Annotated in this window: 14 protein-coding genes and 1 other annotated feature (1 of these 15 only partly in view); of the genes, 5 read left to right on the forward strand and 9 right to left on the reverse strand. The window is 30.7% G+C overall.

What is annotated here, in order from left to right; all coding sequences use genetic code 11:
- Positions 1 to 63 precede the first annotated feature (63 nt).
- Entirely contained in the window at positions 64 to 654 is a 591-nt protein-coding gene (locus RAH41_RS14320; RefSeq protein WP_331223360.1) for a CYTH domain-containing protein, read from the forward strand.
- 733 nt (positions 655 to 1,387) lie between these two features.
- On the forward strand, positions 1,388 to 2,260 hold the full coding sequence (locus RAH41_RS14325) for a DsbA family protein (protein WP_331223361.1): 873 nt from the start codon (positions 1,388 to 1,390) through the stop codon (positions 2,258 to 2,260).
- A gap of 273 nt (positions 2,261 to 2,533) precedes the next feature.
- On the opposite strand, the gene pepF is transcribed toward RAH41_RS14325, so the two are convergent.
- The 4 genes from pepF to mecA all read right to left on the reverse strand — a co-directional run bounded on the left by pepF (position 2,534) and on the right by mecA (position 8,057).
- Entirely contained in the window at positions 2,534 to 4,354 is a 1,821-nt protein-coding gene (gene pepF, locus RAH41_RS14330) for an oligoendopeptidase F (protein WP_331223363.1), read from the reverse strand.
- A gap of 53 nt (positions 4,355 to 4,407) precedes the next feature.
- Entirely contained in the window at positions 4,408 to 5,613 is a 1,206-nt protein-coding gene (locus RAH41_RS14335; RefSeq protein WP_331223365.1) for a competence protein CoiA, read from the reverse strand.
- A gap of 174 nt (positions 5,614 to 5,787) precedes the next feature.
- Complete coding sequence (gene cls, locus RAH41_RS14340; protein ID WP_331223366.1) at positions 5,788 to 7,335, reverse strand: cardiolipin synthase; 1,548 nt, start codon at positions 7,333 to 7,335, stop codon at positions 5,788 to 5,790.
- A gap of 50 nt (positions 7,336 to 7,385) precedes the next feature.
- Entirely contained in the window at positions 7,386 to 8,057 is a 672-nt protein-coding gene (gene mecA, locus RAH41_RS14345; RefSeq protein ID WP_331223367.1) for an adaptor protein MecA, read from the reverse strand.
- A 317-nt stretch (positions 8,058 to 8,374) separates the two neighbouring features.
- Here mecA and RAH41_RS14350 point away from each other — a divergent pair, with 317 nt between their 5' ends.
- On the forward strand, positions 8,375 to 9,046 hold the full coding sequence (locus RAH41_RS14350) for a TerC family protein (RefSeq protein WP_331223414.1): 672 nt from the start codon (positions 8,375 to 8,377) through the stop codon (positions 9,044 to 9,046).
- Between the two features lie 134 nt (positions 9,047 to 9,180).
- On the opposite strand, the gene spxA is transcribed toward RAH41_RS14350, so the two are convergent.
- A complete protein-coding gene (gene spxA / locus RAH41_RS14355) occupies positions 9,181 to 9,579 on the reverse strand; it encodes a transcriptional regulator SpxA (protein WP_056473638.1) in 399 nt (132 codons plus the stop codon).
- Positions 9,580 to 10,068: 489 nt separating this feature from the next.
- Here spxA and RAH41_RS14360 point away from each other — a divergent pair, with 489 nt between their 5' ends.
- Positions 10,069 to 10,272 carry a hypothetical protein gene (locus tag RAH41_RS14360; RefSeq protein ID WP_069032985.1) on the forward strand — a complete coding sequence of 68 codons (204 nt, stop codon included), beginning with the start codon at positions 10,069 to 10,071 and terminating at the stop codon, positions 10,270 to 10,272.
- Positions 10,273 to 10,714: 442 nt separating this feature from the next.
- Here RAH41_RS14360 and RAH41_RS14365 read toward each other — a convergent pair whose 3' ends face one another.
- From RAH41_RS14365 to opp3b, 4 genes are read right to left on the reverse strand one after another with little or no spacing between them, the layout of a single operon-like run.
- Positions 10,715 to 11,650, reverse strand: a complete 936-nt coding sequence (locus RAH41_RS14365; protein ID WP_331223371.1) for an ABC transporter ATP-binding protein — start codon at positions 11,648 to 11,650, stop codon at positions 10,715 to 10,717.
- Positions 11,640 to 12,689, reverse strand: coding sequence for an ABC transporter ATP-binding protein (locus RAH41_RS14370; protein ID WP_331223372.1), 1,050 nt, complete (start codon positions 12,687 to 12,689; stop codon positions 11,640 to 11,642). The genes RAH41_RS14365 and RAH41_RS14370 overlap by 11 nt, the downstream gene beginning before the upstream one ends.
- A 20-nt stretch (positions 12,690 to 12,709) precedes the next feature.
- Positions 12,710 to 13,732: an oligopeptide ABC transporter permease gene (gene opp3C / locus RAH41_RS14375; protein ID WP_331223373.1), complete on the reverse strand. Its 1,023-nt coding sequence runs from the start codon at positions 13,730 to 13,732 to the stop codon at positions 12,710 to 12,712.
- A gap of 3 nt (positions 13,733 to 13,735) precedes the next feature.
- The gene (opp3b, locus tag RAH41_RS14380) at positions 13,736 to 14,662 is read right to left on the reverse strand and encodes an oligopeptide ABC transporter permease (protein ID WP_331223374.1); all 927 of its coding nucleotides are present in this window, start codon (positions 14,660 to 14,662) and stop codon (positions 13,736 to 13,738) included.
- 828 nt (positions 14,663 to 15,490) lie between these two features.
- On the opposite strand from opp3b, the gene RAH41_RS14385 reads away from it, so the two are divergent.
- A complete protein-coding gene (locus RAH41_RS14385) occupies positions 15,491 to 15,865 on the forward strand; it encodes a DUF3899 domain-containing protein (protein WP_331223376.1) in 375 nt (124 codons plus the stop codon).
- 58 nt (positions 15,866 to 15,923) lie between these two features.
- Positions 15,924 to 16,033 (forward strand) — a binding site (T-box leader) (it continues 120 nt past the right edge of the window).

The raw sequence follows: 16,033 nt of genomic DNA on the forward strand, positions 1-16,033 counted from the left end.
GAAAATAGACGAAGACTAGCACATTCAATAACAAAAATAATACTAAAAAATAAGGAGTTAAATATGGCTAAAGAAATTGAAATTGAATTTAAGAACTTATTAACAAAAGAGGAATTTGAAAAGCTTAAATCCTATTTTCAAGTAAACGAGTCAAGTTTCCAATCACAAACTAATTATTATTTTGAGACACCTGATTTTACAATTAAAGAACATGGTGGAGCGTTAAGAATCCGAAAAAAGTCACTAACTTTATTTACTTTAACTTTAAAAATAAAACAAGCAGTTGGACATTTAGAAATTAATCAAAAAATTAATGAAACTGAAGCATCAACAATGCTAAAAACCTATGTTCTTCCAGCTGGAGAAGTAAAAGATTATATCAACGAAGTAAAACTAAACTTAACTGACCTAGAATTGATTGGTAAATTAACAACAAACAGAGTAGAATTCCCATATGAAAGTGGACTCTTAGTTTTAGACCATAGTACATATTTAAATCACGAGGATTATGAGTTAGAATTCGAAGTTTCGGATGAAAACATTGGTAAACTACAGTTTATCAATCTGTTAGAGAATCATCAAATTCCTCAACGTAAAACATTAAATAAAATTAGACGCTTTTTTAATGTTAAACAAGGAAATCAAACGAACTGACATTTGAGCATCTTTTTTAGTTTAAAAGGTATGTTTATGTTTGCTCTATGAACGAACCGAGTATACGTCAAGTTGGTTGAAATAGCCCAACACAATTAGTTTTTTTAAGCGCCGAAGAAACCTAAGGGTATTTTTCGGCGTTTTTTAGTATGAAGCTGATTTTATCAATCTTTTTATCAAAAAATAGTAGATTTCACTCAGCTTTTTAAACGTTTATCTGCAATTAAAGCTGCTTTGCTAGTTTGCCATTTAAAACGAACTACTTATGTCTAATTTTTCTGTCATTATGCCTTAACCAGTATGGGTATAAATCCCTCTTATTTGCTATGACAATGGTTTTAATTGCAGTATTGTAATTTTTATTTGCGATTCTCTTTTTTTAATTGCAGATTAGACAATTTTATTTGCGATTTTGGAATTTTATTTGCACAGATAATCTCCTTATTTGCAGCTCCCTCATTCTTTTTTGCAGAATAGACTTCACTCTCGTTTTTTAATAAGTTTCAAAATTTATTATGCGATCCGTTCTGACTTCTGCAGCACCCCCTTTTTATGACCTTATTCATATGAATTAAGGAAATATTAATAGATTAATGAAAAATAGTGCATCATATTTGAAATATTAACTATCGGTTGCTACAATACCATTAGAGAATAAACGTGTTATATCTTACAAATTAATTTTCAAGTCTGTTATAGTACGGACGAATGAATTGCATTAAGGGTGAAATATATGAATGACAAACAATATAAAAATGAATCAATCACGCTTCCCGGGCAGAATTGTACAAAAAAATCGATTGAATTGTATGTATTCATAGATCCACTTTGTAGAAATTGTTGGGATTTTAGTACAATTTTAAAAAAGTTTCACTTAGAATATGGCCAATATTTTTCAACTACTTATATTCCAGTTAGTCGATATTACACAACTAAAAAACTATTAGAAAAACGACCTTCTCAGCTTGCATTCGTATGGGAGAAGACAGCTAGCAGATCGGATATTCTTTGCGACGATCACTTATGGATTGATAATAAAGAACTTTACCCATACTACTCTGCAATTGCATTAAAGGCTGCTGAGCTTCAAGGGAGAGTAGCTGGCGTTAACTACTTAAAGAAGTTACAAGAATATTATTTCTTGAAAGATTTAGACATTACAGATCAAGATGTTCTTATCGAATGTGCTAAAGATATAAATATTGATGTAAAAGAGTTTATGGAAGATTTACACAGTACCCACTCTATTAAAGCTTTGCAATGTGATATTAAAGTTACGAAAGAAATGCATGTAACTGAAATTCCAAGCGTTGTATTTTTTAATGAAAATATTGAAGAAGAAGGTTTGAAAGTTTCTGGTTTTGAAAGCTATCAGACTTATGTAAAAATTTTAGAACTAATGACTAATACAAAATTAGAAAAGCGAGAACTACCTGATTTAGCTGAATTTATTAAATTCCAGCCATTTGTTACGATAAAAGAATTATGTATGATTTACGAACAATCTATTCAATGTATGGAGTTAGAATTAAAAAAATTAATCCTACGTAGAAAAGTTAAGAAAATTGTTCAAAAAGATCAAATTTATTATCAGTATGTTGTTTAAGAAACAAAAAAAGACCTAGCTTTCGCTAGGTCCTTCTTTTGATGTAATATTTTACATCAAGGGGATGGGAGAAATTTTCACGTTCAACAAAGGGGTATTTGTGTTTGTGAAGTAATTCACACCCTTATAATACAATTTATTTTAGAGTTTGGCAACCATTTGAGAAATATTTCACATTTTAGACACAAAATAGTAGGTATAATGATACAGAAAAAGTTTGGATCAAAAACAAACACATCTAGCTATGATGCTACATGTGTTTGTTTACATACTTTATTCGTTAAATAAAAGTTCTTCCATTTCGTTTAACATTTCTTCAAATACTTTCAATGCTTCTACAATTGGTTGTGAAGAGGTCATATCAACACCAGCTTTTTTCAATACTTCAATTGGATAATCAGAGCTTCCTGCTTTTAAGAATCCTAAGTATCTTTCAACTGCTGGTTCGCCTTCTTCTAGAATTTGTTTTGAAAGTGCTGTTGCTGCACTGAAACCAGTTGCATATTGGTAAACATAGTAATTGTAATAGAAATGAGGAATTCTACTCCATTCTAAACCAATTAACTCGTCGATAACGATCTCGTCACCAAAATATTTTTTGTTTAGCTCGTAATATGTTTTCGTTAATAAATCTGGCGTTAATGCTTCACCATTTTGAGCTAATACGTGAATCTGATGTTCAAACTCGGCAAACATTGTTTGACGGAATACAGTTCCTCTAAAAGTCTCTAAATAGTGATTTAATAAATAAAGTCTTTGCTTAGGATCTTCAGTATTTTTTAGTAAATAATCGTTTAATAACGCTTCATTACAAGTAGAAGCAACTTCCGCTACGAAGATTGAGTAATCTCCATAAACATAAGGTTGATTTTTACGAGTATGATAACTATGCACTGAATGACCAAATTCATGTGCTAATGTAAATAAATTATTTACATTATCCTGCCAGTTCATTAAGATATATGGGTTCGTACCATACGCACCAGAAGAGTATGCTCCGCTACGTTTTCCTTTGTTTTCTACAACATCAACCCAACGGCTTTCATATGCCTCTTTTAGAATTTCAATATATTCATCACCTAAAGGTTTTAATGCTTTTAATAAAATTTCTTTTGCTTCTTCATACTTAACTTCCATTTTTACTTCTTCTACTAATGGTGTAAATAAGTCATACATATGAATTTCATCAAGCTTTAACGCTTTTTTACGAATAGCAATATAACGATGTAATAAATTTAAATTATCATTTACAGTAGAAACTAGTTGATCATAAACAATTTCAGGAATTTCGTTATTACTTAATGCTGCATGACGAGCATTATCATATTTTCTAACTTTTGCTTTGAAATTATCTTTCTTTACAGCACCGCTTAAAGTACTTGCAAAAGTGTTTTTATACGCATCATACGTATGATAAACTGCTTCAAAAGCATCTTTTCGAACCCGACGATCTGCGCTTTCTAAATAGTGAATATAGCGACCGTGTGTAATTTCTACTTCTTCACCATTCTCGTCTTCAATAGTTGGGAATTTTAAATCCGCATTATTTAACATTCCAAACGTATTGCTAGAAGAAGATAACACCTCAGAAGCTTGTGCCATAATTTCCTCTTCAGCAGCTGAAAGAACATGTGGTTTTTGCTTTAAAATTTCTTCTAAAGAGTGCTCGTACAATTTCAGTTCATTATTTTCTTCGATAAATTTTTTTAATGTATCTTCTGAAATAGTTAATAATTCAGGCACAAAGTATGACATTGCACTTCCAGCCTTAGTGTATAGATTTTTCGCACGATCATCTAAAGCTTGATATGTAGAATTTGTTGTATCTTGATCGTAACGCATATGAGAATATGTATACAATTTACCTAATAAAAACGAAATTTCATCCTGTTTTTTCAATGCATTTAAAAGTGTTTGAGATGACTCACCTAATTTACCTTTAAATTCTGAAAACGATGGTATTAATTCAAGTACTTTTTTATACTCTTCTTCCCATTTTGCATCTGTTTCATAAATATCTTCCAACTTCCAAGTTAATTCTTCTTGAACTTCACTTCTAGTTGGTAATGTTTTAACAGCTTTTTGTTCTAGCATGTCTGATCCCCCTAAAATTATTATTAGCATTAATAACATTCCAGTGCCTGATATTAATAATCATTTGAATCAGTTCTTGCATTAAACAACAAATCAAATGCTGTATTAGCGCTCAGACAGTCTTCATCCATTGCTTGTTGGAATGATGATGGAATAATAGCATTAGCTATCTTCATTATTTTACCATTTTTAATCCGTTTTACGATTCTAATTTTTACTAAAAAGTCAATATACTTTTCTACACATTTCTCCAAATTATCATTTTCACTATCTTGAAATTGATTAACTCTCCATTTACCATTCTGTACTTCCATTTTTACAGACTGAATTATGTTATCTATAAAGATTAGTTGTCCAATTTCTACTTCATGAAAAAATTTAAAATATATTTCCCCCTGCCAAACGATACAATGTTCTTTAATTATGCAGTTACTTTCTAAGGGAACTCCTATTACTGCAGGAAAATAATGAATCTTAGTATTGTATAAATACTGTTTAAAACCCTTTAAATTCCCTTTCGTATGCAAATGTTGATATCGTCTAAAATCCTTTTTCAAACGATTCCATTTAGATACAAATAGCTTTTTATCAATTCGATTAGGAGTTAAAAATTCCTTAAGACTGAAATTATTAATTGGATATACGTCCTTTTGACCAACATATTGGACTGGAGAAAATGCTATTAAAGAGGAAAGAACTATAAATGATTGTAATGTAGGATTATAGAAGAGAAGTGAAAAACCGTTTATTCTAACAAAAGAATAAATAGAAAGTGAATTAAAGTAGAAAGATGACCATCTTTTTTGATTTAATAGCTTGTCATTTAGAATCCACAAAACTTTCATTCCACTATTTTTAAAAGAGTTTGTCCTCTTTATCATTGCTTTTAAAGGAATAACCGAACATTGATATTCAACACACATTTGAAGAGTATTAAATTTTATTAATAAATCAGGTCTTTGGTTTAATTCAGGTATAAATTTTTCAACCTCAACATTTACATTAAACTTTTTAAAAAATTGATACAAAGCAAACTTCCCTTTATAATGATCAACACTCTCTTTTTTCTCATTTTCACATTCAGTCAAATCGATATGCGCAAAATGAGTGACCCTCCTTACTCCAATTTTGAGCCTCACATGCTTTTTACAAATCGGGCAAAAGTATGGTCCGTTTTCCTTTAATCTTAATAAATCCTTTGTCGTTTTAACTTCAAATAAATTAATAGTATGCCTTTTTGTATTTAATGCAACAATCATCTACCACTACCTCCTTGCGTATTACTTCACTATCCATTTCGAATTATCCTTCAAAAAAATTAAAAACGATTTTTCAAATAAAAAACCTACCAAATTAAATTTTCTCTTTGGTAGGTTGTCTATCTGATTTATTATAAAAATGTTCTATCAATGTTCTTTCAATTAGATAGTTAATTACAAAAGTGGTGCCATTAATCTTGATAATGATTCAAATATCCTTTTGTATATCGGTCTCTTTTTAAAATCCTTAAAAATAATTGCTTCAGAATCATGGATATCATTATTAAAATCATTAACTAAGTGGTTAATACTTTCTTCTAAATATAAAAATGCTGTGACCTCGAAGTTTAAACGGAAACTTCTCATATCCATGTTTGCCGTTCCAACCGATGCGATTTCATCATCTACAATCAATATTTTACTGTGTAAGAATCCTTGTCTATATTCATAGATTTCGACCCCTGCTTCTAATAACTCTGGAAAATATGAACGTGAGGCATAAAATACGATTTTCTTATCGGGACGATCAGGCATTAGAATTTTTACTTTGACCCCACCATTTGCTGCAACTTTAAGAGCAGTTAAAATATCTTCATCAGGCACAAAATATGGTGAAGCAATGTAAATACTTTTCCTTGCACTTGTAATCATCGCAAAAAACAATTCTTTTATCACTTCATGCTTTCTGTCTGGTCCACCAGAAACAAGTTGAATTGCTCCTTTGGAAGAATAATTACTAGCATTAATGTCAAAGTACTCTTTATCATCAATTAACTCATTCGTCATATAATACCAATCTTGTAAGAATATGAATTGTAGCGTTCGTACTCCTTCTCCATTAAGGTATAGATGGGTATCTCGCCACTTTCCAAAATAGTGGTCTTTTCCTAAATACTCATCTCCAATATTTAAACCGCCAACAAATCCTACATTCGAATCTATGACGATAATTTTCCGATGGTTTCGGTAATTAATCGTATCGTTTAAAACTGGAATTTTAACTGGGGAAAATGGTAGTATTTCTACACCAGCTTTTCGTAACTCTTTTACAAAATTTCTTGATAATTTCCAACTACCTACAGCGTCATAGAGAAATCGAACTTTTACACCATTTTGTGCCTTTTCAATTAGAATATCTTTTAGTTGATTACCAATCTCATCATTTCTTACGATATAAAATTCAATATGAATATGATGTTTTGCTTTTTTTAGTTCCTCAATTATTTTTGGAAATGTTTCACTTCCATTTGTAAGAATTTTTGTAAAAGTATTCATCGTGACTGGTGTATTACTCTGTTTAGCCGCAATATTTATTAGATACTCTAATCTTTGATTTTGTGCTATAAATTCTTTCACTTCTACATCTTCTGATCCACTTATTAAACCATTTGCATTTTGATCATTAATTGCTTTTTTTCGATAGACCATTTTCTTTTTGTAATTTTGTCCAAAAATTAAATAAAAAACAAAACCGAATAACGGGAAAATAGCTAAAAGAATGATCCATGTTAAAGTTCTAGCGGGATTTCTATTTTCTAGGAAAATAATAATCGATACACCTATAGCAGTGATCGAGAACATTATACTGATTAATCTAAAAATAGTAGATTTCTCAAAAAATGCAAAATTCATTAACCAAATGAATTTAATAGTTGGAGAAGCAAAATATAAAATGCATACAACAATTGATAAAAATATTAAAATCTTTAATCGAAATTGCATCAATATTCTCCTTTATAAAGAAAAGAAACCGATCCCTAAGGCATCGGCTATTACAATAATGGAAAAATTGATTTAAAATGAGGTAAAGCTGTTTTTTCATAAATCAATTTTCCGTATTCCTCTAAAACATGTATAGTTACTTTTGAACGATGACCATATTCAAGTAACATTGATGATAAATATTCAACTTGAACTTCATCAAGTAATTCTTCTTCAAATTTAACATAAAGATAGTAATAATCTTGGAAGGAATAAAGTGTAGTTTCAAATAATTCTTGATTAACAGCATGTGATAATGAAATAATGTCTTCAAGATTTTTAAAGGATAGAATCAGTTCTGTTTCCTCTTCATCCATCGAATCAAAAATATCGTCATCATCATCTTCATCTGAATCATCTTCATCATCTACAGAGATAAATGGAATTTCTAAATTCTTTTCTCCTTCACCTAAATTCACTTCTACTTTTTTGCCGTCTTTAGAAATCACAGCTTTTGTTACAACAACTTCTAAACCCTTGTCTAGTGCCTGTACCTGAATCCATAGGGGGCCACCAGCAATGAATTCCTCAGTCAAATGCGCTTCATCAATTAATTCCCAGAAAAGCTCTTCACTTCTTTCTCGATCTAACCATACTTCATCTTTAGAGAAACCTCTCTCCTCGATGTCTAAGTAGGATATGGAGAACTTAAACGTATTTTCATTAATTCTTTCTATTTCCATTAGTTTTCCCCCTCCTTTAATGAACAACAAGTTTGCGTTAGACGAAATAGATAAATAAAGTAAAAGAAATTTTATGTTAAATATAAAATTCTGAAATAGTAAATTAGAAAAATACTCTTAAAAATTTAGCTTTAATAAGTAAATTTTTATCTATCTTACCATGAAAATTTATTAAATGCGAATAGTAACTACAATTATATTTTATGATACTATTTAAAATTTTGGAAATAAAATTCACCTATTTTTTAAAAATCATCATATACCTATTAATATTAGGACAATCATTTAAAGCTTTTAATAAGAGAGGTGAATTCATGATAGATCTTCATTATATATGGTCCTTTTTAATGATTGTGATTATAGACATTGTTTTAGGTGGAGATAATGCTATTGTCATTGCATTAGCATGTAGAAAATTACCATATAAGCAACGTAACATAGCGATAATTTTCGGTAGTATTACCGCAATTGTTTTACGGATTATCTTAACAATAGGTGCAATTTTCGTCCTTCAAGTCCCATTCTTGCATTTAATTGGCGGAATATTACTTTTGTACATAGCTTGCAAATTAATTATTCAGGAGGATGACAACCCTTCTATAAAGGAGAACTACACAGTTTTCCACGCAATTCGTACAATTGTATTTGCTGATTTAGTAATGGGGATTGATAACGTATTAGCAATAGCTGGGGCATCAAATGGAAAGCCATCATTAGTCATTTTAGGTCTTTCCATCTCAATTCCAATTATTATTTGGGGAAGTAAAATCGTTTTATGGTTTTTAGAGAGATATCCAATATTGAGTTTTGTAGGGGCCTCTGTTCTTTCTTTAACAGCTAGCAAAATGTTAATAGACGAGCCATTTATCAGTCAGTATATAAACGGGCGGAACGATATGGAATTAATTGTGGGCTCATCTTGTATAATCTTCACCACTGTTATAGGTTACTATTTTAATAATATTCGATTCCGTAAGCGAACATCCTAATTGTAAAAAAAAGCTGTAAAAAGTATGCATTTAACTTTTTACAGCTTTTTATATAATATGAATAAGTATTTGTTCAATATGATTGAGAATCTTAATCAAGAATTGTAATTTTTTTCACAATTCAAAACGTCGATTTACTCATTAACTAAACGTTGTGCTTCACGTAATTGATATGTGCGAACTGAACGTGGTAAAAATCTTCTAATTTCATCTTCATTATAACCAACTTGTAAACGTTTCTCATCAATAATAATCGGTCTTCTAAGTAAACCAGGATATTTTTGAATGATTTCATATAAGTCTTGTAAAGGAAGACTTTCTAAGTCTACATTTAATTCTTGGAAAATTTTTGATCTTGTTGATATAATTTCATCAGTACCACTTTCAGTCATACGTAAAATTTGTTTAATCTCATTAATTGATAATGGTTCTGAAAAAATATTTCTTTCTTTATAAGGAATATTATTATCTTCTAGCCACATTTTTGCTTTTCGACAAGACGTACAACTTGGTGAATTATACAAAATTACCATTTTGCTCTCCCCCTAACTACTCTTTTAAATAAAAGTAATATAGTTATGTGTATTAATTTATAAGAATTGGTTAATTATAATTAGTTTAATCTACCACCATATGTTCACATTATACAGTATTGTGCAAAATAAATATATACAAATTTGTAAAAAAATTTAAAAAAACCTATACAAAAGGTGTACAATTTTCAGTAAATTTTATAAGGAAATATAAGTCATTTCTTTTATTCTTTTCTTGTATATGAAACCTGCTTTTTCACACCATAAACCACTATCCGAAAATTGATATTTCATGCACCATTTACAAAAGTATTCAAGTACTCCTTTCGTTTCAAACAACTTTTGGCCTAATGATTACGATACTAAAAGCAGGATAGCTTTATAAAAAGCCCATAAATAATAATTTTGAAAAAGTTTATTTATTCTTTCTATTTCACCAAATTTTTAATACAATAATAGTAACGCTTACATTCCTAGGAGGCTAATCTAATGGCAGCTTACATAACTGATCTATTGATTGTTGCAGTGTTAGTAATTGGAATTACTGCACTAAATGGTGTGTTTACAAACGCGATTGGCGAAAAAATATTTGGTAGAAGTAAAAAAAGTCAATTTGTTGATATGTCTGACAGAATGTCTGCAAACTTCAAACAAGTTGGTGGCCAAGGCAAGTTCCGTAAAAAAACTTATTAAAATCAATACTATAAGAAATTTACGATTAAAAAAGGGCAAGGCCCTTTCTTTTTTTGCCTTAATAAGGTTTAGTGTATAACTAATGTATAATGAGATGACTAGTCCGTCCTACGGTACGTACTTTGAAATATTAAATTCAGGGGCTTTGAATTAAAAAAATTCGGTTAAATTTTCTCTTAAGCTTGTCCTAGCATTATTAAGCCTTCTCTACACTTATCATCATATAACCTTCACCTTAATTTACCCTTAACTTCGACTTCTGTTTTTTACTTGCCTTTGAATTTTTTTGAGTAACGTCCCTCTCATGAGTAGCCATTTTGATTATTTTTGCTGTTATCCTTCCTCATGATTTACCTTTTACTGCCCCCAGTAACCTATTCTTTTGATTTTCTACTTAAACCAATCAAAAAATCCTAGTGATAAACTCACTAGGATTGATTTATTATTTATACATTTGTTGATAATTTTTAAATTCTGCTTCAGAGCAAAGTACGAAATGTCCAGGACGAACTTCACGTAATTTTGGTTGTTCGTTTGAATAATCGTGTTGTTTTGGATCATAAACGATACGTTTACGATTGCGCTCATAATCAGGATCTGGAAGTGGAATTGCTGATAATAATGATTTTGTGTAAGGATGCATTGGGTAATCATATAATTCATTACTATCTGCAAGTTCAACAATTTTACCGTGGTACATTACACCGATACGGTCACTAATGTACTTAACCATTGATAAATCATGGGCGATAAATAGATAGGTTAAACCTTTTTCCTTTTGAAGCTTTCTCATTAAGTTTACAACCTGAGCTTGAATTGACACGTCAAGAGCAGAGATTGGCTCATCGGCGATAATAAATTCTGGTTGTACAGCAAGTGCTCTTGCAATTCCGATACGTTGGCGTTGTCCACCTGAGAATTCATGTGGGAAACGGTTAGCGTGCTCTTTATTTAATCCTACTGTTTCAAGTAAGTCATAAACCATTTTCATACGCTCTTCTTTGTTACGAGCTAAGCCATGAATATCAATACCTTCTGCAATGATATCTGCAACTTTCATACGCGGATTTAATGAAGCGTATGGATCTTGGAAGATCATTTGCATACGACGGTTAAACTGCTTTAATTCTTTACGACTTTTCTTACCATGTACATCTTCACCATCGAAAATTACTTGTCCATCAGTCGCATCATATAATCGAATGATTGAACGTCCAGTTGTAGATTTACCAGAACCTGATTCACCTACTAAACCGAAAGTTTCTCCACGGAAAATGTCAAATGTAACATCATCGATTGCTTTAACTGTCGTTTTACCTGTATTAAAGTATTGTTTTAAATTTTTAACTTCTACTAATTTTTCTACTTTATTTGACATTTGCTTCACCTTCCTTCATTCGTTGAATACGCTTCATAACGGCTTCAGGTGGTTCAACTTTTGGAGCATCCTCATGTAATAGCCATGTTGCAGCATAGTGTGTATCAGACACTTTAAACATTGGAGGTTCCATTTCAAAGTCAATTTTCAAAGCATTTGGATTACGTGGTGCAAACGCATCCCCTTTTGGAGGATTTAATAAATCCGGCGGTGTACCAGGAATTGCTACTAATTCAGCTCCTTGTTCATTATCTAAGTCAGGCATTGAAGCTAAAAGTCCCCAAGTGTAAGGATGTTTTGGATTGTAGAAAATATCGTCTACAGTTCCCATTTCAACTACTCGACCTGCATACATAACTGCAACTTTATCTGCAACATTCGCAACTACACCTAAATCATGTGTAATAAAAATAATTGCTGAATCAGTTTTTCTTTGAATTTCTTTCATTAACTCAAGAATCTGAGCTTGAATTGTAACGTCAAGAGCTGTCGTTGGCTCATCGGCGATTAATAATTTTGGATTACATGCTAACGCCATCGCAATAACAACACGTTGTCTCATACCGCCAGAGAATTGGTGTGGATATTGTTTAAAACGAGCTTCAGCATTCGGAATACCAACAAGATTGATTAAGTCTATAGCAATTTTCTTTGCCTCAGTTTTACTCATTTTTTGATGCTTTATTAGACCTTCTGTTATTTGGTATCCAATTGTTAATACTGGATTTAAAGAAGTCATAGGATCTTGGAAAATCATTGAGATATCTTTCCCACGAATACCTTGCATTTCTTTTTCGCTTAATTTAGCTAAATCTTTACCATCGAATAAGATCTCACCGCTCTTAATTTTACCTGGAGGGTTTGGTATTAACCCCATTAATGCTTTAGATGTAACTGATTTACCTGAACCAGATTCACCTACAATTGCTAATGTCTCACCTTTTTTAAGATCAAATGAAACTCCGCGTACAGCTTGAACTTCACCAGCATGAGTATAAAAGGAGACACACAGATCTTTTACTTCTAATAATTTACTCATATTTCATTCTCCCTTCAAAATTACTTACTCATTTTTGGATCTAAAGCGTCGCGTAATCCGTCTGCTATTAAGTTGAAACTTAAAATTAATAAGCTGATTACAATCGCTGGAATAATCATCATATGTGGGAAAGTTTGTAATGACTTGAAGCCATCACTTACTAACGAACCTAATGATGCTTTTGGTGGTGCTATACCTAAACCAATGAAACTTAAGAAAGCTTCAGCAAAGATTGCGTTTGGAATTGTGAACATCATCATAACGATGATTGGACCCATAATATTTGGAACTAAGTGTTTTGCAATTAGTTGAGTATTTGTTGCTCCTAATGTTCTTGAAGCTAATACAAATTCTTGATTTTTTAGTTTTAACATTTGACCACGTACGATACGGGACATACCTACCCAACCTGTAATTACCATCGCTAAAGCGATTGAAAGAATACCTGGATTTTTAAAGACTAAGATGAATAGGATTACTACGATTAGATATGGAACACCCATTAAGACTTCGGCAATACGCTGCATGATTGTATCTGTTCGACCGCCAAAGAATCCTGAAATACCCCCGAAAGTAACACCAATTACCATATCAATTACTGCTGCTAATAAACCGATTAAGATTGATACTCGAGCACCAGCCCATGTTCTTGTGAAAATGTCACGGCCTAAATCATCGGTACCAAACCAATAGTTTTCTTTAATATTTTTGTTTTTATAAACATCATTTCCATATTGATCATATCCATCAAATGGTAGAAATTTTACATTTTCTAATACGCCAATTTTTGGTGGTAATTTGGATCTTTTTAAGTCTTGGTCTTTATATGAGTGTCCACTCATCATTGGACCAAACAATGTAAAGAATAATAAGATACCAAGGATAATAAATCCTAGCATTGCACCTTTATTTTTTCTAAAACGTCTTCTTGCATCTTTCCAGAATGAATCTGAAGGTCTAGAAATTTTGTCTGCATTATTCAAATCTACGTTTGCAGGTTGGAATAAATCAGATGAAATTTTTTGAGCTGTGTTGTTATTCATTATTTATTTACCTCCTGCTAAACGGATACGTGGATCAATTACACCGTATAAAATATCTACTACGAAAATTACGATTAATAATAACGCACTATAGAAAATTGTTGTACCCATAATTAATGAATAGTCATTTGTTTGGATTGAGTTAACGAATTGAGAACCTAATCCTGGTACAGCAAACATATTTTCAATAACTAATGTTCCAGTCATTAAGTTTACAGCCATTGGGCCTAAAATTGTAATTACTGGGATTAAAGCATTTCTTAAAGCATGTTTAACAATTATGCCTATTTGAGAAATACCTTTTGCTTTTGCAGTTACGATATATTCTGAGTTCATTACCTCAATTAATTCTGTTCTTGAGAATCGAGCTATAGTTGCTGTAACAAATACTGACAATGCAATTGTCGGTAGAATTGTGTATTTAAAGCTTTCCCAATATGCTACCGGGAACCAATGTAATTTTACTGCTAAATAATATTGTAGGATTGCTCCGAATACGAATGACGGAATGGAAATACCTAAAACTGCTAGAACAGTAGAACCATAGTCATATATCGTATTATTTTTTAATGCTGCTACGATACCGAAGATTAATCCGATAAATGTTCCTAATAATAGTGCTTGTGCACCTAATTGAGAAGATGGACCAATACGAGTTTTAATCATATCAGTTACTTTACGATTATCGTATTTATATGAATCTCCTAAATCACCTTTAGCAAGATTCTTCATGTAATTTGCATATTGTACAGGTACTGGTTTATCTAACCCATATTTAGCAAAAATAATTTGTTTTTGTTCAGGTGTTAATTTCTCTGGGTTTTTTAATGGAGAACCTGGTAACAACTTCATTAAGAAAAATGTAACAGTACAAATCAAAAATAGTGTGACAAACATGTAAATAAATCTCTGTAGCACGTAACGTCCCACAACTGCACCCCCCTATTAATTTAAAAAATATTTTATTTTTTTTTATTTTTTGATAATTCTTTTGTAAAAATGAGAGCATTTGGACTTTTCCCTTTTGGAACTACTCCACATACTCTTAAATACCAATTATAATTCTGTTAATTTTTTCGATCGATTTAATATCTTGTCCATATTATTCTCAAACATGGGATTAATCATTTAATCCTTTTTTTTCATTTGATGTAAAATGGTGTAAATTTTTGCTTAAGCTTTTTACCCAACAATGTAAGCGTATTCGTAATGACGCTTTTGGTCAATATTTTTTTACTTGAAAATTCTAAATTATTATTCTAAACAGATTATTCCTTACTGAATTCTCCCTTATTAAATTAGCAGAGTTTCTTATAAAAAATAGCATATTTAGATATTTATTCATAAATTCGGTAAAAAAATGAATGCTTATTCATAAATTCCAATTACAATTTCAGTATAGCAAATTTATTTATCGTAACATATCTCACAATCCAAGATGTATACCCCCTATGATGCTAATGCAATGTAGGTTAAAATACAGAAAGTTAATATACAATTCTGAATTTTTATAGTAGAATTTTCGATAAGTATCGATTTTTTTCTACAAATTTTATTATACATTTTTATGAAAGTTTTACAACAATTTTGACAAATAAAATTAAATAATTTATTAAAATAAAGTGAATTATCTTAAAAATGCTAACAATTTAAAAATATTTTGTAACGATTAGTTGAAACTATTAACACTGTTATTATAGTATAGCATTATTAAGTCTACAATATATAATTCTTTCCAACAGGAGGATCACAAATTAAATGTCGAAACACTATATTATTGTTGTATTATCTGCGATAGTACTAGCAGCAATCTTTTCACTTACCCAAGGAACATTAAAGTTTTTCCTACATTTTACGAACACAATATTCTATATTGGACTAACATTATTTGTTTTTGGTGGTTTTTTATTAATCGTACAAAGTGGATTTTTTAATATCACTCGCTTTGGAATGCGTAAAGTATTCGGAACGAGAGACCAACAAATGGCAGAAATGACTGGTGATGAATCACTTACTGTTAAAAAAGATATGATCTATAGAAGATATCGATTTTCAATTACAAAACCATTACTTTTGGCTTCAATCACTTTAGTAATCCTTTCTTTTTTATTCAGTTTTATCATTATTTACTAAATGATGTATCAACGGCTTGAAAAGTGAATATAATTAAGATATTATCTATAGAAAGTATATATAAGCTATGAAGAAGAGTAGTACACAGATTTTAGCATGTTAAGAGAGCTTGTGGATGGTGAAAACAAGTCATGCTCCCTGTCGAATGGACTTCTGAGCTTCGAACCG

Origin of the sequence: Gottfriedia acidiceleris (assembly GCF_036421055.1) — a bacterium.
In the GTDB taxonomy this organism is placed as follows: domain Bacteria; phylum Bacillota; class Bacilli; order Bacillales; family Bacillaceae_G; genus Gottfriedia; species Gottfriedia acidiceleris_C.